This is a genomic window from bacterium (genome assembly GCA_016873475.1).
Taxonomy (GTDB): Bacteria; Krumholzibacteriota; Krumholzibacteriia; order JACNKJ01; family JACNKJ01; genus VGXI01.
Window position 1 is genome coordinate 1 of the sequence record VGXI01000037.1, and the last position, 21,224, is coordinate 21,224.

General features: G+C 72.3%; 15 protein-coding genes. 12 read left to right on the forward strand and 3 right to left on the reverse strand.

Annotation, left to right across the window (positions count from 1 at the left end; all coding sequences use genetic code 11):
• Window positions 1-316: 316 nt before the first annotated feature.
• From FJ251_05060 to FJ251_05075, 4 genes are all read left to right on the forward strand, one after another.
• Entirely contained in the window at window positions 317-1,039 is a 723-nt protein-coding gene (locus tag FJ251_05060) for a hypothetical protein (protein ID MBM4117102.1), read from the forward strand.
• 107 nt (window positions 1,040-1,146) lie between these two features.
• Entirely contained in the window at window positions 1,147-2,304 is a 1,158-nt protein-coding gene (locus tag FJ251_05065) for an HNH endonuclease (GenBank protein ID MBM4117103.1), read from the forward strand.
• A gap of 72 nt (window positions 2,305-2,376) precedes the next feature.
• The gene (locus FJ251_05070; protein MBM4117104.1) at window positions 2,377-2,874 is read left to right on the forward strand and encodes a rubrerythrin family protein; all 498 of its coding nucleotides are present in this window, start codon (window positions 2,377-2,379) and stop codon (window positions 2,872-2,874) included.
• A 15-nt stretch (window positions 2,875-2,889) separates the two neighbouring features.
• Complete coding sequence (locus FJ251_05075; protein ID MBM4117105.1) at window positions 2,890-3,120, forward strand: hypothetical protein; 231 nt, start codon at window positions 2,890-2,892, stop codon at window positions 3,118-3,120.
• Here FJ251_05075 and FJ251_05080 read toward each other — a convergent pair.
• A complete protein-coding gene (locus FJ251_05080; protein ID MBM4117106.1) occupies window positions 3,117-4,220 on the reverse strand; it encodes a glycosyltransferase family 4 protein in 1,104 nt (367 codons plus the stop codon). The two genes, FJ251_05075 and FJ251_05080, sit on opposite strands and share 4 nt — an antisense overlap.
• A 133-nt stretch (window positions 4,221-4,353) precedes the next feature.
• Here FJ251_05080 and FJ251_05085 point away from each other — a divergent pair, with 133 nt between their 5' ends.
• The 8 genes from FJ251_05085 (at window position 4,354) to FJ251_05120 (ending at window position 18,836) form a co-directional block, all read left to right on the forward strand.
• On the forward strand, window positions 4,354-7,461 hold the full coding sequence (locus tag FJ251_05085) for a hypothetical protein (protein MBM4117107.1): 3,108 nt from the start codon (window positions 4,354-4,356) through the stop codon (window positions 7,459-7,461).
• Complete coding sequence (locus FJ251_05090; GenBank protein ID MBM4117108.1) at window positions 7,454-11,122, forward strand: hypothetical protein; 3,669 nt, start codon at window positions 7,454-7,456, stop codon at window positions 11,120-11,122. Before FJ251_05085 ends, FJ251_05090 begins: the two co-directional genes overlap by 8 nt.
• A gap of 23 nt (window positions 11,123-11,145) precedes the next feature.
• Entirely contained in the window at window positions 11,146-11,928 is a 783-nt protein-coding gene (locus tag FJ251_05095; protein MBM4117109.1) for a prepilin-type N-terminal cleavage/methylation domain-containing protein, read from the forward strand.
• 14 nt (window positions 11,929-11,942) lie between these two features.
• Complete coding sequence (locus tag FJ251_05100; GenBank protein MBM4117110.1) at window positions 11,943-12,359, forward strand: type II secretion system protein; 417 nt, start codon at window positions 11,943-11,945, stop codon at window positions 12,357-12,359.
• Window positions 12,083-15,508 (forward strand): hypothetical protein, encoded by a 3,426-nt coding sequence (locus FJ251_05105; protein MBM4117111.1) that lies wholly within the window; start codon window positions 12,083-12,085, stop codon window positions 15,506-15,508. The genes FJ251_05100 and FJ251_05105 overlap by 277 nt, the downstream gene beginning before the upstream one ends.
• Window positions 15,495-16,862, forward strand: coding sequence for a DUF4900 domain-containing protein (locus tag FJ251_05110; GenBank protein MBM4117112.1), 1,368 nt, complete (start codon window positions 15,495-15,497; stop codon window positions 16,860-16,862). The genes FJ251_05105 and FJ251_05110 overlap by 14 nt, the downstream gene beginning before the upstream one ends.
• Before the next feature lie 110 nt (window positions 16,863-16,972).
• Window positions 16,973-18,208, forward strand: coding sequence for a D-alanyl-D-alanine carboxypeptidase (locus tag FJ251_05115; protein ID MBM4117113.1), 1,236 nt, complete (start codon window positions 16,973-16,975; stop codon window positions 18,206-18,208).
• An 82-nt stretch (window positions 18,209-18,290) separates the two neighbouring features.
• Window positions 18,291-18,836 carry a DUF255 domain-containing protein gene (locus tag FJ251_05120; GenBank protein MBM4117114.1) on the forward strand — a complete coding sequence of 182 codons (546 nt, stop codon included), beginning with the start codon at window positions 18,291-18,293 and terminating at the stop codon, window positions 18,834-18,836.
• Window positions 18,837-18,876: 40 nt separating this feature from the next.
• Here the strand turns inward: FJ251_05120 and FJ251_05125 are convergent, their stop codons facing one another.
• Both FJ251_05125 and FJ251_05130 read right to left on the reverse strand, forming a co-directional pair.
• On the reverse strand, window positions 18,877-19,482 hold the full coding sequence (locus tag FJ251_05125; GenBank protein ID MBM4117115.1) for an indolepyruvate oxidoreductase subunit beta: 606 nt from the start codon (window positions 19,480-19,482) through the stop codon (window positions 18,877-18,879).
• Window positions 19,479-21,224 (reverse strand): indolepyruvate ferredoxin oxidoreductase subunit alpha (locus FJ251_05130; GenBank protein MBM4117116.1); only part of this gene is annotated, 1,746 nt, incomplete at its 5' end. The genes FJ251_05125 and FJ251_05130, both read right to left, overlap by 4 nt.

Here is a 21,224-nt window from a genome sequence, read left to right on the forward strand (position 1 = left end):
TCGCCGTCTGCAAGGCGAAGGGCCTGACCGGCGAGCAGGGCGTGATGATCCCCGCCACCAACGAGCGCCATCTGATGCTGATTCCCGAGGTGCGCGAGGCCGTCGCTACCGGGCGCTTCCACATCTGGAGCGTGGCGACGATCGATCAAGGGCTCGAGATCCTCACCGGCCGGCCGGCGGGCGTGCCGAACGCCGAGGGCGTCTACCCCGAGGGCAGCCTGCACCGCGCCGTGCAGGATCGGCTCGCCGCCTTCGCCGAGGGCCTCAAGGGCGAGAAGGGCAACGACGAGGGCGCGGCGAAGAGCAAGGAGGAGTAATGGCTGGCGTGCTGGTTTCCTGGCTGGGCACTCGTCGGCACATCGCGCGCCTGATCGCCGCAACCCTTCTCGTTGTCTTGGTCTCCCAGGCAGGCATCTCGCGCGGAAGCACGGCCAGACAAGACGAGAGCGAGAAGATAGACCGGCTTCGCGGGATGCTGCATGACCGAGGCTTCCTCCGACTGCCGCCCGGAAGCACGCACCTAGACTCCCTTCGAGCATTGCGCTACGAGCTTCTTGTGCGCCCTGGGCGGGCGGCGGAAGATTGTCCCGAGAACCCGGTGTGCATCGCGTTGATTGAGGTGCTCAGTGTGGCTCCCCGCAACGACTCCCTCGCTATCGGGTACGAGACGTGGGATGCCGGGCACCAAAGCACGTTGAAGATGGCCTCCCTCGTCACGATTCGTGCACTGGAGGCCTTCGGATGCCGCGGCCTGGAGCTCGAGCCGGGGCCGGTATCGACTCACACCGTCTGCTCGACGCCACAAGGAGTGATCCTTGAAGGGGGGCATCCGGCCCCCGTGCTCTTCCCTGGCGTACGGGCGTACGTGGCCATTGAGCATGTCGCCGCCCTTGGCGGGATGCCCATGCTGAGGCCGCTGTTCTGTCTGGGCGAGCCAGGGGACTCATCCTCGCTGGCGCACTTGGACGGACGCATCCGGCCGCTTGTCGAGGAGATCGGCAAGGCCGTAGAAGAGACGTCAATCGGTGGCCAGGAATGACCTGCCGCAGGATCGAATCTACCCAGCGATCTTGACAGCCTGTCGGCATCATAGTATAATGCCATTCCCTCCCGCCTCCCGCGACCTCGTCCCAACGAGGCTTCTCCATGTCCGAGTTCGCACCCGATCTCCCCGCCGCCGCGGTGGATGCCCGGCTGCGCGCAGCCGTCGCCGATCTGCGCCGCGCCCCCCAGAATGCTGTGCTCTGGTTCGCCGAGCTGATGCGCCGCCGCCTCTACCGCGATTGCGGCTACGCCAGCATTCATGCCTACGCCGAGGCGGTGCTCGGCTTCTCGCGCAACAAATCGTTCCAGTTCATCCGTCTGGCCGAGAGCCTGGACCGACTTCCAGGCCTGCGCGACTCGTTGAGTCGCGGCGAGCTGTCCTGGACCAAAGCGCGCGAGGTCGTGAAGGTGGCCACCCCAGAGAGCGAGAGCCGCTGGCTCGCCGAGGCTAGCCGCCTGAGCAGCCGCGCGCTGGAAGCACGCGTGAAAGCGTGCCGTCCAAGCGGCCGCGCCTTGCATGCTGAGACTCTGGGCCAGTCGACGCTGCTTCCCGGCAGCTCGCTCGGCTTGCCCGTGCCAACACAAGAGCCGGCCACTCCTGCTGCCACGTTGGGGGCAGTCGCGGACAGCGGCTCCCGCGTGCAGGGACAAGCGACCGAGACGGTGCTGACCCTGACGCTCCGCCTGAGCCCTCTGCAAATCGGCCGGCTCGAGGCGCTTCAGGAGAAGATCCGCAAGCGCTCCGGAGGCAGCGGCCGGCGGCAGTCACGGGAGGAGATGCTGATCGCTGGGCTCGAGGCTCTCCTTACCGCAATCGATGAGGCAGACAGCCCGGCACGTTGCGAGAATGGCAAAGAGCTGCCACGTGGCAACTCCACTCCGCCCTACCAAGTCGTGATCTACCGCTGCGAGGACTGCGGCGCCGCGCGCCTGCCCGATGGGCGCGCTCTTGCACCGGCGGTGGCTGCGCAAGCGGCCTGCGACTGCCGCACGCACCGCGTCGGCGAGACGAACCGAGCATCGATCCCGCTGGGTCTGAGGCGCGCAGTGCTGGCGCGCGACGGCCACCGCTGCCAGGCTCCCGGCTGCCGGGCCACACGCTTTCTGGAGGTGCATCACCGCCGGCCTCGTGAACACGGCGGCACAAACGAGGCCGCGAACCTGATCACGCTCTGTGCAGCCTGCCACCGGTTGTTGCACAAAGACGACGGCAAGCTCGCGGCGGCCCTACCAGCCGCGGGCTTGTCCATCCCGCGGTGATTGACGACATTGCCCCCCGCAATCGCGCCGCCGCGGCGCCCGCCCGGCGCATGCGCTATAGAAGGAGAAGCGATGCCCAGCACCACCGAGAACCTCCACGAGGCCTTCGCGGGCGAGAGCCAGGCCAATCAGAAGTACCTCGCCTTCGCGGCGCAGGCCGAGAAGGAGGGCTTCGCCAACGTCGCCAGGCTCTTCCGCACCACGGCCGAGGCCGAGCGCATCCACGCCGCCGGGCACCTGCAGGCGCTGGCGAAGGTCGGCGACACGGCCGCGAACCTGCAGGCCGCCATCGCCGGCGAGACCTACGAGTTCACGACGATGTACCCGCCCATGCTCGAGCAGGCCGAGGCCGAAGGCCATGCCGCCCGGCGCATGTTCGGTTTTGCCGTGGAAGCAGAGGCCGTGCACGCGAAGCTCTATCAGCTCGCCCTCGCGGCGGTGAAGAGCGGCAAGGATCTCGCCGAGATCGCCTTCTACCTCTGCCCGGTCTGCGGGCACATCGAGCTCGGCGCGGCGCCGGAGCGTTGCCCGATCTGCAAGGCGCCGGCCGCGCGCTTCCTGCAGCTCTAGTCCGCGGAGGCGGCGGTGATCCTGCTCCTCAACGGCCCGCCGGGAGTGGGCAAGCGGGCCGTCGCCCGCGCGCTGTTGCCGCGCCTGGCCGATGCGGTCCTGCTCGAGGCGGCCGCCCTGGCCGCCTTCCCACCCGAGGACTGGCTGGACGCGCCCTATCGCCGCCAGGCCGAGGCCGCGCTGCTCGCGCTCGTCGACCACCACCTCGCGGCCGGCCGCCGGCGCTTCCTCAGCGCCGGCGCCTAGCCCGCAGGCAGCAGGCGGCGGTACACGGCCCAGGTGCTCTCCGCCACGCGATCCCAGGAGTAGTTGCCGACCGCATGCGCGTAGGCGCGCTCGCCGCCCGCGTGCACTGCCGCGGGGTCGGCGAGCAGCGCGGCGAGCTGGGCCCGCAGATCGTCCACGTCCTGCGAGCGGAAGCGAAAGCCCACCCCTTCGACCAGCTCGAGGTTCTCGGGGATGTCGCTGGAGAGCACGCAGCGGCCGAAGCTCATCGCCTCGAGCAGGGCGATCGAGAGGCCCTCGATCTCGCTCGGCTGCACGTAGAGATAGGCGTTGCTGAAGAGCTCCTCGAGCAGCGCGCCGCCCACGAAACCCGTGAAGACGACGCGCGCGTCGCCCGCGGCCAGCGCCTTCAGCTCCGCCACGTAGCGGTCCTCATGCAGGCCCTCGCCCGCGATCACCAGGCGCTTGTCGCTGTCCAGCGCGCGGAAGGCGCGGATCAGGTGGTGGGCGCCCTTCTCGGGCGTCAGGCGCGCGATGAAGAAGAGATAGCCGTCCTCGCCGAGACCCCACTTCTCGCGGATCTCGCGCGGCGCGCGCCGGGTCGGCGCCTGGATGCCGTTGGGGATGGCCTCCACCCGGCGGCCGAACTTGCGCTGGTAGTACTCCTGCAGCACCTGGCTGACGACGATCGTCGCATTGGGGAAGCGCACGCTGTAGCCCTCGCAGAGCTGCAGGTAGCGCCGCGCGAAGCGGCCCCACTTGGCGCGCTGCCAGTCGAGCCCGTGCACGGTGACCACCGTGCGGTGCCCGACCAGGCGCGGCAGCCAGGCGAAGATGCTCGGTCCCAGCGCGTGGTAGTGGACGATCCCGCGCGGCCGCACGAGCACGTCGAGCGTGGCGAGGAAGGCGTAGAGGATGGTGTCGAAGTGCTTGGTGCGCAGCGTTGGCAGGCGGCGCACGCGCACGCCCCGGTACTCGCGGATCGGGGCCAGATAGTAGCTGCGCCCGTAGACCGTGATCGCCGCCCGCCCGGCCAGCCGGGTGGCGATCTCCTCGATGTGCCGCTCGATTCCGCCCTGCGTGGTCGGTATGCCGCGCGTGCCGATGTGGTATACCTTCATGGGCAGGGGCGCCTCTGGACGACGGCCGCTCGCGGAATGCGGGGGCCTCCATCCTAGGCGGGGCTCCGAGGCCTGTCAACCTTGGCCCGGCGCCCGCGTCGGGCCGAGCGGCGCCGTGTGAAGCGAGACTGCGGTGAAGGAACTGCTGGTCGGCATCGCGGGGTCGGGCAAGACGCAGTGCTGCCTCGCACGCGCGCAGGCGGCCCTCGCCGCGGGCCGGCCCGTGCTCTATCTCGTGCCAAACGCCGACGAGGCAGCGCTCGTGCGGCGCCGCTTGCTCGAGGCCGCGGCAGGCAGCGCGGCGTTCCTGCCCGGCATCCTCGGCTTCCGGCTGCTGGCAAGGCGCCTCCTCGATCAGACCCTGCCCGGCTGGTCCGAGCGCGACCCCCTCGCCCGCCGCCTCGCCCTGCGCGCCCTCCTCGAGAGGTGGCGCGGGCGCTTCGGGCTCGAGGGCTTCGAGCGCAGCGCGCGCACGGCGGGCTTCCTCGCCGCGCTCGACGAGCTGCTCACCGAGCTGGCCCAGGCAGAGCTGCCGCCGACGGCGCTCGCCGTCCTCGCGGCGGGCGCGGCGACTCCCGAGGACCGCCGGCGCCTGGAGATCCTGGCCGGGCTCGCGGCCGACTTCGCCGCCGAGGCGGCCAGCGCAGGCAAGGATGCGCTCTGCCTCGACCCGCCCGCTCTGCTCGCACGCGCGGCCGCGGCGGTGGCGACCGCACCGGCGCTGGGGTGGCCGCCCGCCGCCGACCCGGCCGGGGGGCGCCTGCTCGTCCTGGACGGCTTCAGCCACCTGAACGCGCTCGAGCGGCGCCTGCTCGACGCCCTCGTCGCCGGCAGCGAGGAGACGCTGCTCGCGCTCTGCCTCGATCCCGCCGATCTCGCCGGCCCGCCCCAGCCGCCCTTCGAGGCCCTGCACGCGCTCGCGCGCCACTACCTCGACCAGGGCGGCTGGACCCTGCGCGCGCTTGGCGCGACGCAGCGCGCTGCGACGCCCCTGCTGCGCTGCTTCGCGAGCGCGCTCTTCCGCGCCGAAGGCGGGGCGCCGGCGAGCGGCGAGGGCCTCGGCCTCCTCCAGGGTGGCACGCCCGCGGACGAGGCGGCGGGCGTCCTGCGCGAAGTCCGGCGCGCCCTCGCCGGCGGTCTCGCGCCCGAGCGCATCGCCGTGCTCTACCGGCAGGAAGGCACGGGCGAGCTGCTCGCCGAGCGCTTCGGTGCCGAGGGCATTCCCTTCGCCCTCGAGCGGCGCCGCGCCCTCGTGCGCTTCGCGGCCGTGGATCAGGCGCTGGTCCTGCTCGACTGGGCGAGCGGCGAGGCCCCGGCGGACCTGCCGCAGCGCTTGCGCGGAGGCGTCGCGACGCCGGAGGCGCTGCTGGCCGAGCTGCAGGCGCTCGGGGAAGCGCGCGGCGCGCCGGAGGCCCTGCCCTGGGCGCCGCTGCTCGCGGCGCTGCGTGCGCGCGAGGCTGCCGCCGACTGGAGCTGGCTGGACTGGGAGGCGGCCCTGCCGGCGGGGCCGCTCGACGGCAACACCTGGATGGCGAGCGCCATCGCGCCGCTGCTGCGCCTGCTCGCACAGGCCTTGGCCGCGCAGTTCGAGGCGGCCCTCGGCGAGGCCGACCGCGCGCCCGAGATCCCCAGCCTCGCCGCCGACGCGCGGGCGCTCGAGCGCTTGCAGGCCCTGGCGGGCGCGCTCGCCGAAGCGCTGCCCGCGCCCCGCAGCCTGAGCGGCTGGACGGAGCTGCTCCGGCGCGAGGCGGAAGCGGAGACGCTCGGCATACCCTGCGGGCGCGAGGGCGGCGGCGTCCTGCTCGGCAATCCCTACGCCCTGCGCCTGCCCGAGCTGGACCGCGTCTTCGTCTGCGGGCTCAACGAGGGGCTCTTCCCGCCCGCCTTCCGCGAGGACCCGCTCCTGCGCGACGCCGAGCGCCGCGCCCTCTCGCCCGAGCTGCCCGAGCGCCGCCAGCGCCTGGCCCGCGAGCGCTACCTCTTCTATGTCGCCTGCACGCGGCCAACCCAGCAGCTCTGCCTGAGCTGGGCGGAGCGCGACGCCGCCGGCCGGCCCCTCGCGGAGAGCCAGTTCCTCGCCGAGCTGCGGCGACTGACGCCCGTCTGGCCGACGCCGCAGCGCCTGCCGGCCCTGGCCCTCGCCGAGGCCCTGCGCGATCCCAGCGACCTGCGCGCGCTGCTGCAGGCCCGCCTGCTCGCCGCGGCGCGCCAGGAGGCGGAAGACCTCGCCGCCCGGGCCGAAGCCTGGCTGCGCGCCCAGGGCGAGGGCGAGCGCCTGGACGCCGCGCGCCTTCAACGCAAGGAGCCGCCCCTGGCCGGCCATGCCGCGCTGGCCCCGCTGCTCGCGGGCGGACTGCGCCTCAGCGCGAGTCGGCTCGAGGCCTTCGCGGACTGCCCCTTCCGCTTCCTCGGCCTGCACCTGCTCGGCCTCGAGGCGGCCGCGGGCTTCGAGCCCGGCGCGCTGGAGGAAGGCCGCCTCCTGCATCGCGTGCTCGAGCTAGTCTATGCCGGGAGCGCGCCGCCCGCGTCGGCGGGGCTCGCCGCCCTGCACGAGCGAGCGCTGGCGGAGCTCGCAGAGGAGCTGCCGGGCCTCGCCTCGCCGCGCTTCCGCGCTGGGGATGCGCGTCGCCTGCGCCTGATCGAGGGCTTCCTTGCGCGCGACGCCGCGCGGCTCGCGGCCACGGGCTTCGCTCCCCAGGCGGATGCCCTCGAGGCGCGCTTCGCGCTGCCGCTCGCCGAGCTGCCCGGCGGCCCGGCGCCGGGCGACGAGGGCGTCCTGCTCACCGGCATCGTCGACCGCGTGGATCGCGATGCCGAGGGTCGCGAGCTCGTGCTCGACTACAAGCGCGGCGAGACGCGCATCGAGCCGCCGGACGCGGAGGCGCCGGGGCTCTTCCAGCTCGCGCTCTACGCCTGGGCGCGCAGCCGCGAGGCGAGCCTGGCCGGCGCCGCCTACTGCAGCCTGCGCGAGGCCAAGCCCCTGCGCGGCTACTTCCAGCCGGATTTCGAGACGGCCCTCACGCCCTTCACGGTCGCCAGCGAGCAGGGTCGCCACTGGCTCGATGCGGCCGCCTGGTCGGCGTGGCTCGCCCGGGTCGCCCAGCGCCTGCGCGCCATCGTCGGCGAGATTCGCGGCGGCCTGCTCGCCCCGCGCCCGCGCGAAGGCCTCGCGACCTGCGAGCGCTGCGAGCTGAGGCTCCTCTGCCGCTGGGAGGAGGACGCGGAGGTGGACGGTGACTGAGCGCCCGCCGCTCCACGCCGAGCAGAAGCGGCCGGCGACGGCCATCCGCGAGCACTGTCTCCTCGCTGCCGGCGCCGGCTCGGGCAAGACGCGCGTGCTCGTCGAGCGCTACCTGAACATCCTTGCCGATGGCGGCTGGGACCCGCGCCTGCCCGCGCGCATCCTCGCCGTCACCTTCACGGAGAAGGCCGCGCTCGAGATGCGGGGGCGGGTCGGCGCCGAGATCGCCGCGCGCGAGGCCGGGGCCGTGGCCGCCGAGCGCGAAGCCCTGCGCACGCTCGGCCGCGAGCTGGAGAGCGCGCCGATCTCGACGATCCACGGCTTCTGCAGCCGTGTCCTGCGCGAGCACGCCGTGGAGGCGGGCCTCGATCCGCGCTTCCGCGTCCCCAGCGAGCTGGAGCTGGCCGAGCTGCGGGACGGCGTCACCCGCGAGCTGATCGCCACCGGCGACCCCGATCTCGCCGCGCTCGCGGCCGAGTTTCGCGTGGAGTCCCTGTTCGCGGCGCTCGAGTCCCTGCGCGAGCTGCGCCGCAGCCTCGGTCTCGACGCCGCGGAGCTGGCCGGGGCGGCGGCGGCGCGCCTCGCCGCCGCGCAGGACGAAGCCCTGCGCGCCCTGGTCGAGGGGGAGCTACTCGCGGCGCAGGGCGCTCTCGCCGCGGCGGTGGCCGGGCTCGGCGCCCACCTGCCGGGCGGCACGCACCCGGAGCCGGCCGGCCGCGCGAAGATCGCGGCGGCGCGCGCCCTGCTCGCCGCGCGCGATCTCGCGCGCCCGCAGCCCGGCCTCGCCGAGGCGCTGCGCCAAGCCCTGAGCCGACTGCGGACCCGGGGAAAGGGCCTCGAGGACGGCGGCCGCCTGCACGCCGACTACGAGGCGATCAAGAAGGGCGCGGAGGCACTGGGCGGACTCCTCGCGGCCTGGCAGGCGGCTGCGGACGACGCGCCCGGCCGCGCGCTGCGCGCGGCGGTCTTCCGCCTCTGTGGCCGCTACGCCACACGGATCGACGAGCGCATGCGCGCGCGCGCCTGGCTGGACTTCGAGGATCTGCAGCTCGAGACCGTCGCGCTGCTCAGGCGGCAGGCCGGCGTGCGGCGCCGGCTGCAGGAGCTCTACCTGCACGTGCTCGTCGACGAATGCCAGGACACGAACCGCCTCCAGCTCGATCTGTTGCGGCTCCTCGTGCCGCCCGCAACGGATCCCACCCGGCGCGCGCTCTTCCTCGTCGGCGATGAGCGGCAGAGCATCTACGGCTTCCGCAACGCGGACGTCGCGGTCTTCCGGGCCGAGCGCGCGCGCATGGCCGCGCGCGGCGAGGCGCACAGCCTCGAGTTCAATCACCGCAGTCGACCCGGGCTGCTGCGCTGCGTGAACGCCGTCTTCCCGGCGCCGGAGTTCCCGCCCTTGCGCTCGACGGAGCCGCTGCCGGCGGGGGAGCCGCCGCGCGTCCTCCTGCAGATTACGCCGCGTGCGCCGGGCGAGACGCGCGCCGACCAGCGCCCGCACGCGGCCCGCGCGCTGGTGGCGGCGCTGCAGGCCGCCCGCGCGGAAGGCCTCGTCGTCGGCGTCGGCGAGAAGGCGCGACCCATCGACTGGGGCGACATGGCGATCCTCGTGCGCAGCGGAGCGAGCGTGCGACCGCTGGTGCGCGCCCTTGCCGAGGCCGAGCTCCCCTACGCCGCCGACGCCGGCCGCGAGTACTACCTGCGGCGCGAGTTGCTGGATCTCGAGGCCCTGGTCGCCGCGCTCGACGATCCGTTCCATCCGCTCACGCTCGCGCGCGGACTGCGCAGCGATCTCGTCGGCCTGAGCCGCGCCGACCTGCTCGCCCTGCTCGCCCTGCAGCCGGAGCGCCGCGGGCGCGACCGGGGCGAGCTGCTCGCGCGGCTGGAGCGGGCCGCCGCCGAAGGCGCGATTGGCCTCAGCGCCGACGGCCGCGCCCGTCTCGCCGACTTCCTCGCGCTGCGCCGCCGTTTCGCGGGACGCCTGACGCGCCTGCCCCTGGCCGAGCTGCTGCCCGCCCTGATCAGCGCCACCGACTACGAGCTCCGCGCGGCGGCCGCGCTCCAGGGCCTGCGCATCCTGCGCAACCTGCGCCAGCTCGCGGACCTGCTCGGCGAGCTGGAGAGCGGCCGCCGCCTGAGCCTGCGCGAGTTCGTCGCCGGGATGGCCGCGCTGCGCGAGCGCGCAGCGCGCCAGCAGGAGGCCTGGGTGCCCGAGGAGGGCGGGAGCCTGCTGCGCATTCTCACCATCCATGGCGCGAAGGGGCTCGAGTTTCCCCTCGTCGCGCTCTTCGATCTCGATCGCGGCCTGCGTCCGGGTGGCCGGAGCGGGGAGTTCGCGCTCCTGCAGGCCGAGCTGCCCGCCGGTCCGACGGCCTGCCTCGGGCTGCGCCGGCGGGATCCTGCACTGCCTAGCGATGCCGGCAGCGCGGACCTCGCCAGTGCCTGGATTGCCAGCGAAGCGCGGCGCCGTGAGAGCGCGGAGGATCTGCGCCTGCTCTACGTCGCGATGACCCGCGCGCAGGACTACCTGATCCTGGCCGGCGGCGCGCCGCTCGCCGAGGCGGCGGACTTCCCGGCGGACTTCCTGGCCGCGGCGGGCGACGCGACGCAGGACTTCCTCACGCGCATCCGGCTCGCCGTGGCGGCACCCGCCTTCCCACGTGACAGCCTGCTGCTCGCCCGCGCCGGTCAGGGGGACCGCCTGGCCGGCGCCCGGGCGCCGCGCCGCGCGAGCGCGGCGGCGGCGCCGGCGGCGGCGCCAGACTGGTCGAGTCTGCTGCGCCTGGCGCCGGCGCCGCCCCGGCTCGAACTCTCGGTGACCAGTCTCGCCCTGCTCGGCAGCTGTCCCTTGCGCTGGCTGCTCGAGCGGCGCCTGGGGCTGGGCCTGGTCTTCCGCGCCGAGGCCGAGCCGTGGCGGCCGGCGCCGCGCGCCGAGTTCGAGAGCACGGGCGCCGGCGGCGCCGCACTCGGCACGGCCCTGCACGCCATCCTCGAGCGCTGGGACTTCCGCCGGCCGTTCGCGGCAGCCTTCACGGCGGCCTGTCCGGCGGCACTGTCGCCGGCGCTGCGCGAGGAGGCGCGCGCGCTGCTCGCGGACTTCTTCGCCGCTAAACAGCCCTGGCTCGCGCGTCTTGCGGAAGCCGAGTCGCTCCAGCGCGAGGAGCCCTACGTGCATGCGCTGGGCGGCGTGCTGCTGCGCGGCCAGGTCGATCTCGTCTTCACCTGGCGCCGCCAGCGGATCCTCATCGACTGGAAGAGCGATCGCGTGGCGGGTCGGGATCACATCCAGCGGCGTCTCGGTCATCACCGCTTCCAGGTGCTGCTGTACGCCCTCGCCCTGGCCGGCGCCGGCCAGCCCCTCGACCAGGCGCTGCTCGTCTTCCTCCGCACGGGTGAGGAAGGCGGATTCCGCCAGGTGCATCTCGCGCCCTTCGACCTCGAGTGGGCAGCGAACCACGCGCGGCGCCTCGCCGAGCTCGCGCAACAGCTCTCGGCGCTCGCCGCGGCGCCGGGCGCGGCCCTGCTGGACGCGGTGCCGCGCGGGCAGGATCCGCCCTGCCAGGACTGCCCCTTCCGCAACGGCCCCTGCCCGCGCAGCTACCGGAGCGCCTCGCACGGTCTCCGCAACTGGCCGCCCGCGGACGCACCTCCGCAAGCCTAGTCCCGCGCTCGACGCATCCTGCGATGGGCGCCCGCCCCGCGGAGCCGCGGCGCGCCCTCGCGCGCCCTCAGCGGCGTCTGGTCCGCTTTCTGCACTCCAAGCGCCCGGATGGTGGCAGACTATCTGGATCGGTTGCGGAAGGATGCGAAACGATGCGGGACAAGACGGTCACCCCTGATCTCGTCGGTCGCCGTGGATGGCGGCCTGTCGGTCTGCGCGAAGAGGGCTTCACTCTCGTCGAGCTGATGGCGGCGGTGGCGGTCTTCGGCATCCTGATCTCGATCGCCGTGCCTGGCGTGCTGCGCAGCATGGACACCATGGAGTGCAAGCAGAACGCGGAGTCGTTGGGCGGCCGTCTGCGTCTGGCGCGGGCGCAGGCGCTCAGCAGCTTCAGCGACGTCGTCGTCTACTTCAACCGCGATGGCCTCGGCACCTACACGGTGCATCTGGACAACGGCGGCGGCACTGGTATTCCGGGGGACGCCGACTTCGACCCCGCGAGCAAGAACAACGGCGTCGTCGACGAGGGCGAGACGATCAGCCCGCCCATCGCGCTGCCCGAACGGACCGTTTTCGGCTACGTGCCGGGGGCGATGACCAGCGGAGGCGCCTACCTCGACAAGGCCATCAGCTTCGACGGCACGCCGCCCCGCCTGACCTTCCGCGCCGACGGCACCTGTGAGGATGACGGCTGGGTCTGCGTCATGCCGCTCGAGGATTTCCTCGAGCAGGACCCCGGCCGCGACTACGTCGTGGAGGTGACCTCCACGACGGGCGAGGTGCGGACGCTGCGCGCCGTTCACTAGACGAAGGAGGGCCGATGAACCGGCAGGGCTACAGCATTCTCGAGGCGATGGTGGCGATGACCATCTTCGCCGTCGGCGCGCTCGCCCTCTCGCAATCGTACTTCGGCGTCATGCGCGCGGAAGTCGGAGCGCGCAACCAGGAGCTTGCGACGCAATGTGCGCGCGACCGCATGGAGGAGATCGTCAACTCCCTCAGTTACGCCGCCATCACCGAGGCGAACTTCCCGGACGAGGACTACGGCGAGGTCGCCGACGCCGATCCCAAGTTCGAGCAGTTCGCCCGCAACGTGGCCATCGTCGACTCCCTCAATGCCATCAACCAGAGCGTCCTCAAGGAAGTCACTGTGCGCGTCACCTGGCAGACCGCTGCCGGCACGCGCGACGTGACTCTCAACACAGCTGTCGCTCGCTACCGGGACATCCAGCTATGACCGACCTCTGCCTGCCTCGTCCGTGGCGTCGATTGTTCGGCGATCGCGCCGGCTTCACGCTCGTGGAGCTGCTGATCGGCACGCTCATCGCGAGCATCGTCATCGTCGTGGCCTTCCAGGTGCTGGTGGGGGAGCAGCGGTCCGCCGAGGCACGGCGCCAGGAGATGAACGCCCAACAGAACCTGCGTGTGGCCCTCGACGGCCTCACGCGGGACATTCGCATGGCGGGCTTCGGCGTCGACGTCTTCGCCAGCCAGCCGCGCATCGTCGACGCCGGCCCCTGGCAGATCGCCCTCAACGGCGACATCTCCACCGGGGTCGGCGGCGACCCCGCGATGGATGGCACAATGCAGATCAAGGTGTCGGGCGGCACCGCCTACAGCCCGGGCGACTACCCGAGCGAGAATCTGAACGGCGAGCCGCGCTACGCAGGCGGCGCCGAGACGGTCGTGCTCGGCCTGGACAGCAACAGCGACGGCTTCGTCAACGATACCGATCTCTACGATCTCAGCGACTGCCCGAATGACTACGCGCTCTATCGCGGCGTCAACGGGCTGCGGACGGAGCGCCTCGCCTTCGGCGTGCGCGGCCCGGAGCCCTACCCCGACGGCACCCTGCCGCCGCCGCTCTTCCGCTACTGGGGCGACTTCGGGGGTGCCGGCCTGCGCCTGTGGGGAGACACGAACAACGACGGCGAACTGAGCCAGACGGAGATCGGCAACCTCGGTCCGGTGAGCGTCAATCAGCTGGAGGACATCCTCTACGTCGACGTCGAGACCGGCGCCTTCAGCGCGGGCGAGGTCCTGCAGTCGGCGCACGCGCACGGCACCGAGGCCGAGCCCTTCAGATACCTCGAGGTCAGCACGGGCACCCGCGTGCGGCCGCGCAACCTCGGCGTCAATCCGGCGAACCTGTCCGCCTGCGGCGACCGGCCCGCCCGCCCGGGCGGCGTCTGGGTGGAGGACACGCCCGACGACGCCGGCTCCAGCATCACGATCCACTTCAACGCCTCGGCCGACGAAGCCGGCGGCGAAGAGGACGTCACGCACTACTTCCTCTACCGGCGCGAGGCCGGCGGGATCTACGGCGGCGCCATCGCCTCCGTACCGGCGGCGGGCGAGGCCACCTACGCCTACGCCAACGACCTGCACACGCCGGACGAGGAGAACATCCCCCTCGACGGCGTTCAGTACTACTACCGCGTGACGGCCTGGGACTGTGCGCCACAGGAAAGCCAGCTGTCCTCCGAGGTCGGCCCCGTCGTCAGCCAGCCGAACGGCTCAGCGCCGCCCGTGCTCGTGCAGGCCTACGACACGCCCTGCGACGACGGGGAGGAGATCACCCTCGTCTTCAACCAGAGCCCGGACGAGGGCGCCGGACTGGTGAGCGGCTACCGCGTCTTCCGCGGCCCCGTCGGCGGCGACTTCCTGGCCAAGACCCTGATCGGCTTCCTGCACTCCTCAGGCGCGGCGAGCTACACCTTCCGCGACAACGAGGCGAACAACATCGCCGGCGCGCCACCCGTGGACGGGCAGCCCTACTGGTACACGGTGCGCGCCGTGAACGACACGATCATCTCCGTGGATTCGAACGAGCTGGGGCCAGTGGACGCCAACGAGGGCCTCAGCGCGGCGTTGCTGGAGGCGGTTCAGGACGTGCCCTTCGACGACGGCAGCCGCCTCACCGTGAGCTGGCTGCGCTCGGAGAGCGAGACCTGCTCGCCCAACCCCTTGCTCGGCTACCGCCTGCTGCGCAAGGATCCGCTCTCGGAGTCCTTCGCGAACCTCAGCTTCTACGCGGTGACGGGCGACCCCGCCTACGCGGCGGAGGACTCCGGACTGCTCGCGGGGCAGCCCTACGTCTACCGCGTGCTGGCGGTGAGCGCGGACGAGGAGCGGCCCAGCAACGACATGCAGGGCGTGCCCACGAACAACATCGACCTGCTGCCGCCGGTGAACCTGACGGCGAGCGGCGTGCCCTGCGACGCGAGCGGCGCGATCCAGCTCGCCTGGGATCGCTCCTTCCACGACAACGGCAGCGGCGACGTCGAGTGGTACCGCATCTGGCGCCGCGTGCAGGGGAGCGAGGTCTGGGGCGAGCTGGACCGCGTGCCGGCGACGGCGGCGGACGACTACGACTACGCCGACAACGCGAGCAGCCCCTCGCCGCCGGTGCTCGGCCTTACCTACGAGTACGTGGCGACGGCCTACAACGAGACCAACGGCAACGAGTCGGGGCACTCGGTGATGGCCACCTGCACCTCGGCGAGCGTGCCGGACGCGCCCTACCTCTGGCAGGCGACCGATACCCTCAACGACCACGGCGGCTCGATCACCGTGCGCTTCAAGCGCAGCGACGACGACGGCTCCTGCACGGACACGGTGGTCTCCTACTCGATCTACCGGCAGACCGACTGGGGCGGTTGGGGTGACGAGCACCTGATCGGAACGGTGACCGCCACCAACAGCAGCATCTACACCTTCATCGACAATGGCAGCCAGGGAGCGCCGCCCGTCGACGGCACCGGCTACTACTACATGGCCCGCGCCTGGGACGGCACCCAGTTCTCGGTGAACAGCAACGTGAGAGGGCCGGCGATCGCTGTGGACGACGGCACGACGACGGCGACGATCTTCGCGGACGGCTTCGAGAGCAACCTCGGCTGGACCCACGGCGGTACCGAGAACGATTGGCAGCGCGGCGATCCAGTCGCGCGGGCGCAGACGTACGGGCGGCCGGACCCCGAGACCGCCTGCCTCGGCGCGAACGTCTACGGCACGGACATTGGCGCCCCCGGCTGGAACGGCGCCTACCGGCCGAACACCAATTCCTGGCTGATGAGCCCGGCCATCAACTGCACGGGTTACGAGAGCATCCAGCTCACCTTCGCGCGCTGGCTCAACGTCGAGCAGCCACTCTACGACCGGGCGATCGTGGAGGTCAGCGTCACGGGCAGCAGCGGCCCCTGGACGGAGATCTGGCGCAACAGCGCCGAGATCACCGACAACAGCTGGCAGTGGATGAACTTCACCCTCAGCGGCGCCGACAACCGGGCGGACGTGCGAATCCGCTTCCGTCTGCAGTCGGACAACAGCTGGCACTACGCGGGATGGAACATCGATGAGGTGCACGTCCTTGGCGATCACTAGCGCGCGGCGGCTCGCCGGCGCGGCGGCGCGGGACGAGCGCGGCAACGCGCTCGTCGTCACGCTCTTCGTCACGCTGGCCCTGTCCGGGCTGGTGATGGGCGCGCTCATGGCGAGCCAGACCGAGACCCGCCTGAGCAGCAACACGAGCATGCAGCAGAAGGCCTTCTACCTCACCGAGCGCGGGCTCGAGGAGTCGATCGCCTTCCTGGCCCAGATGGGGCAGCCGCTGGTGGGCGCGGGGGCCGGCGGCGGGCCCGTGGCCCTCTTCGAGGACGTCGAGGCGGGCGGCGGGCGCTACTCCGCCTGGGCCGACCCGATGGACAGCAACTCGGGCCGCAGCACGCGCTTCATCGCCCTGACGGTGCGCGGCACCCTCGACGGCTCGGGCGTGAGCCGGGCCCTGCAGGTGCGCCTCGGCCAGCAGAACTTCTCGCGCTACGCCTACTTCACGGACATCGAGACGAGCGCGAGCGGCGGCAAGATCTGGTTCACGACCAGGGACGAGTTCTATGGTCCGGTGCACACGAACGACCAGCTGCACATCTCCGGCAACCCCATCTTCCACGAAGAGGTGAGCTCGGGTGCCGCTGCGGTGGACTACTACCACGGCGGGCCACCGCAGGACCAACCGGTCTTCATGATGGGCCTCAACCTGAACGCGGACAACATCCAGCTGCCGCCGAACACCGACCTCCTGCGCGCCAAGGGTCTGGCCGCCGACGGCCTCGATTTCATCGGCACGACAGCGATCGAAATGCGCGTGGCCGCGGGCGGCGACGGCATCCTGCGCGTGCGCGTCAACGGCGGCGCCGCCGTCGACTACCCGTTGCCGGTCAACGGCGTCTGCTACGTGAACGGCAAGGTCGAGCTGAAGGGGACGCTCAAGGGCCAGCTCACGGTTGCCTGCAACGGCGACATCGAGATCATGGACAACTGCGTCTACGCGACCGATCCCCGCGTCGACCCGACGAGCACGGACATCCTCGGCATCGTGGCCGATGGGGACGTCTACATGGACGGCTACGCCTACGGCGCCAACGTCGACACGGCGGACGAGACGGTGATGGCGGCGATCATGGCCCTGGACGAGAGCTTCACGGTCGAGAACTACAACAGCGGCTCGCCGCGCGGCAATCTCGTCATCTACGGCGGCCTCATCCAGTACCGGCGTGGCCCGGTGGGCACCTTCAACCCCGGCACGGGACAGATCGTCACCGGCTATGCCAAGGCCTACTCCTACGACCCGCGCCTGATGGACAACCCGCCGCCCTCCTTCCCGACCACGGGCGAGGTCGAGAAGCTGAGCTGGCAGGAAATCGATCCCAGCCAGGACATCACGGCCAACTACTGGTAGCCGCGACTTCCGCTTTGCCGGCCGGCGCGGCTGGTGTACTGTGAAGCGGCCCGGGCGCGCGCGAAAGCGGCGCCCGGGCCGCTGCGCGTCGACACCGAGGGAGGCTGTGCGTGCTCCGGTTCCGGCGGTTCCCGCAGGCGCTCCTCAGCGTTCTCCTCATCAGTCTGCTCGGCGCTGGCGCAGCCGAGGCCGCCGGCCGCCGTGGTACCTCGCCCAAGGCCCGCGCCGCGGCGCCCGTCGGCGCGCCGGCGCCCGAGTGCGCCGCCGCCTTGCTGATGGAGGCCGCCACCGGCCAGATCCTCTACGCCGAGAATCCGGATCGCGAGTGGATCCCCGCCTCCGTGGTCAAGCTGATGCTCCTCTGCCTGACCGACGAGGCGCTCGCCGCAGGCCGCGTAGCCCTCGACGACTCGGTCACCGCCTCGGCGCGCGCCCAGGCGCAGGGCGGCAGCCAGGTCTACTTGACCGCCGGCGAGACGACGAGCCTGCGCGCCCTGATCGAGGCGATGGCCGTCGGCTCGGCGAACGACGCGACGATGGCCCTCGCCGAGCACCTCTTCGGCTCGGCCGACGCGGCCGTCGCGGCGATGAACGCGAGGGCGGAGCGCCTCGGGATGGCGCGCACGCACTACGTCAACGTCACGGGGCTACCCGAGCGCAAGGGGCCGGACAGTCGCACGACCGCGCGCGACCAGGCCCTGCTCGCGCGCGAGATCGTGCTGCGCCGCCCCGGCGTGCTCGCCTGGACCCGCCTGCAGGAAACGGAGTTTCGCCCGGGGCTGCGGCTGGACTGCACGAACACCCTGCTGAGGCGCGATCTCGGCGTGGACGGCCTCAAGACCGGCTACCACGGCCAGGCCCGCTTCAACCTGGTCGGCACCGCCGAGCGCGCGGGCCGGCGCCTGATCACGGTGGTCTTCGGCAGCCCGAACGCCGGCACGCGCAACCGCGTCACCGCGCGCCTGCTCGAGCGCGGCTACGGGGAATGGCTGCTGGTGACCGGACTCGGCGCGGGCGAAGGCTTCGGCGAGGAGTTCCCCGTCGACGGCGGCTGGCGGCGCTCCGTGCCCGTGCTCGCCGGCCAGGCGCTGCGCTTCGCGGTGAGACCGGCCGAGGCGGCGCGCGTGCGCATCCGCCTCGCCGAGGGCGCGCGCCTGCAGGCTCCGCTCAAGTCGGGCCAGGTGCTGGGCGAGATCCAGGCCACGCTGGACGGGCAGCTGCTGGCCAGCGTGCCCGCGGTCGCCGGGCGCAGCGTCTGGCGCCGCTGGTTCGGCAAGGGCGAGGCGACCGGCAAGGCGGCCTGGCCCGAACTGCCGGCACCGACGGCCAGCCGGAGCGGCATCTAGACGGAATCCCTTGGCGCCGCTCCCGCCGATCGCCTAGGCTTCACGGATCCCGCGCCCGCGCGGACAATGCAGGAGGCCCGTCATGCCACGCCTCGCCGCCCTGGCTCTCGCCCTGCTCGCGCTGCTTCCGCTCGGTTGCGACCGCGGCGGCGGTGCCGGCGACCAGGCGGCGCCGCCGAGCGCGAGCACTGCCAGCGAGGGCGTCCTCTGGCTGAGCTACGGCGACGGCGTCGCCCGCGCGGCGGCGGAGGGCAAGCCGATGCTCATCGATTTCTGGACCGACTGGTGTCACTGGTGCAAGGTGATGGACAAGGACACCTACGGAAACTCCGACATCCGCCGGCAGCTCGCCCAGCGCTTCATCGCGATCAAGGTGGACGCCGAGAGCGATCGGCCCCAGGGCGGCGCCGGCTCGCCGACCGGCGTCGAGCTGGCCCGCAGCTTCGGCGTCGCGAGCTACCCGACCACCTGGTTCGTCGACAGCCAGGGCGAGAAGATCGCCCCCCTGCCCGGCTTCGTGCCGCCCGAGCAGTTCGGCTTCATCCTCGACTACATCGGCAGCGCGGCCTACAAGACGCAGACCTTCTCGGCCTACCAGGCGAGCCGGGGCGCCACGCCCAGCGGCTAGTCCGGCAGGGCTGGCCGCGCGGCCGGCGCCGGCAGTCCGCCTAGGCGGTGGCCAGGGCGCGGCCGCGCTGGAAGGCGGCCCAGTTACCCTCTTCGGTGCCCCGCGGCACGCGGGCGAGGACGACCTTCCGCCACAGCGCCTCGGGGAACGCCAGGCTCGGCGCGAGCGCGCCCAGGAAGAGCACGCTGAGCATCTTCTCGTTGCCGAGGGCGCGGCACTCGGCCTGCGCATCGATGGCGACGAGAGTCGGGCAGCGCGCGGCGAGCTGGGCGAGGGCGTCCTCGGGATAGCTGAACTGCTTGCCGGCCGCGATCGGCGGGATGATCTGCTGCCGGCTGACGATCGCCCGGCCCCCGGGCGCCAGTTCGTGGATCGCGCGCAGGCCCTCGGCCTGCTCGAAGGCGATCAGGACATCGGCGGCGCCCTCGGGGATCATCGGGCTCCAGACCTTGGGGGCGAAGCGCACGTGGCTGGAGACGGTGCCCCCGCGCTGGCTCATGCCGTGCACCTCGCTCTTCTTGACGTCGAGGCCGGCCTCCATCGCCACCTGGGCCAGCACGTCGCTGGCGAGGATGATGCCCTGGCCGCCCACGCCGACCATCAGCACACCCGTGACCTTGCCGGGCGCCACGCCGCTCGCGCTCATGCTGGCACCTCCTCCGTGACGAGGACGATCGCCGCGTCGCCGCAGGTCTGCGGACAGAGAGCGCAGCCCGTGCAGGTCTCGGTGTCGATGACCGCGCGCCGGCGGCCTTCGGGCGTGAAGCTGCCCGTGAGGCTGATGCTCGGGCAACCCGTCTGCAGACAGCGCAGGCAACCCGTGCAGGCGCTCTCGACGATGTGGTAGGGCGTCCCGCGCAGCTTGCGCGGCATCAGGGCGCAGGGGCTGTCGGCGATGATCAGGCTGACGCCGGCGTAGGCCTCGGCCTCGGCGAGGGCAGCGTGCACGTCCTCGAGGTCGTGGTTCATCACGCGCTGGATGTGCTCGACGCCGAGCGCGCGGGCGAGCGCCTCGAAGTCCACCTGCTTGGCCGGCTGGCCCATCAGCGTGAGGCCGGTGTGGGGGTGCTCCTGGCCGCCGGTCATCGCCGTCACGCGGTTGTCGAGGATGATCACGGTGATGTTGGCCCGGTTGTAGACGGCGTCGAGCAGGCCCGTCATCCCCGAGTGCAGGAAGGTGCTGTCGCCGATGGTGGCGAAGATGGGCTTCTTGCCGTCGCTCACCTTGCTCGCGCCGATCGCGTTGCTGATCGAGGCGCCCATGTCCAGGCAGGTGTCCATCGCGTTCAGCGGCGCCAGGGCGCCGAGGGTGTAGCAGCCGATGTCGCCATAGACGTCGCCGCGCGCCTTCTTGAGCTCGAAGAAGACGCCGCGGTGCGGGCAGCCCGGACAGAGCACGGGCGGGCGCGGCAGCACGGCGGCGGGTTCGGCGCCGGCCGCCGCGGGCCGGGCGAGCCCGGCGCGGGCGAGCCGGCTGCGCAGGCGGCCGGGCGTCAGCTCGCCCAGCAGGCCCCTGATCGACTTGCCTTCGCAGGCGATGCCGGCGGCCTTCAGCAGCTCCTCGGTGAAGCCGTCCAGCTCCTCGATGACACACACGCGGTCCACCTGGGCGGCGAACTCGCGGATGCGGGCGAGCGGCAGCGGGTAGCTCAGGCCGAGGCGGAAGCAGCTGGCCTGCGGCAGCACCTCGCGCGCCTGGGCGTAGGCGGCGCCCGCGGCGACGATGCCCAGCGCCCTGTCGCCCCACTCGATCCGGTTGAGCGGCGTCTCCTCGCTGTAGGCGCGCAGCTTCTCCAGGCGCTCCTCGACGTAGGCGTGCCGCGGCCGCGCGTGGCCCGGCACCATCACGAACTTCTGCGAGTTCTTCTTGAAGCCGAGCACCGCGGGCTTCAGGGTCGCGCCCGCCGTTACGATGCCTTTGCTGTGGCTGATGCGCGTCGTCATGCGCAGGAGCACGGGCACGTCGAAGCGCTCGCTGATCGCCATGCCGATCTTGACGAAGTCCTTGCAGTCCTGGCTGTCGGCCGGCTCGAGCAGGGGGAGCTTGGCGAAGCGCGCGTAGTGGCGGTTGTCCTGCTCGTTCTGGCTGCTGTGCAGCTCGGGGTCGTCCGCGCTGACGATGACGAGTCCGCCGACCACGCCCGTGTAGGCGAGGGTCAGCAAGGGGTCGGCCGCCACGTTGAGCCCGACGTGCTTCTGCGTGCTCAGCGCCCGCGCGCCGCTGAAGGCGGCGCCGGCCGCCACCTCGAGGCCGACCTTCTCGTTGGGCGACCACTGGACGTACATCTCGGGGACCATCCGGGCGATGGTCTCCAGGATCTCCGTGCTCGGCGTGCCCGGGTAGCCGGCGCCCAGGTGCACGCCGGCCTCGCGACAGCCCAGGGCCAC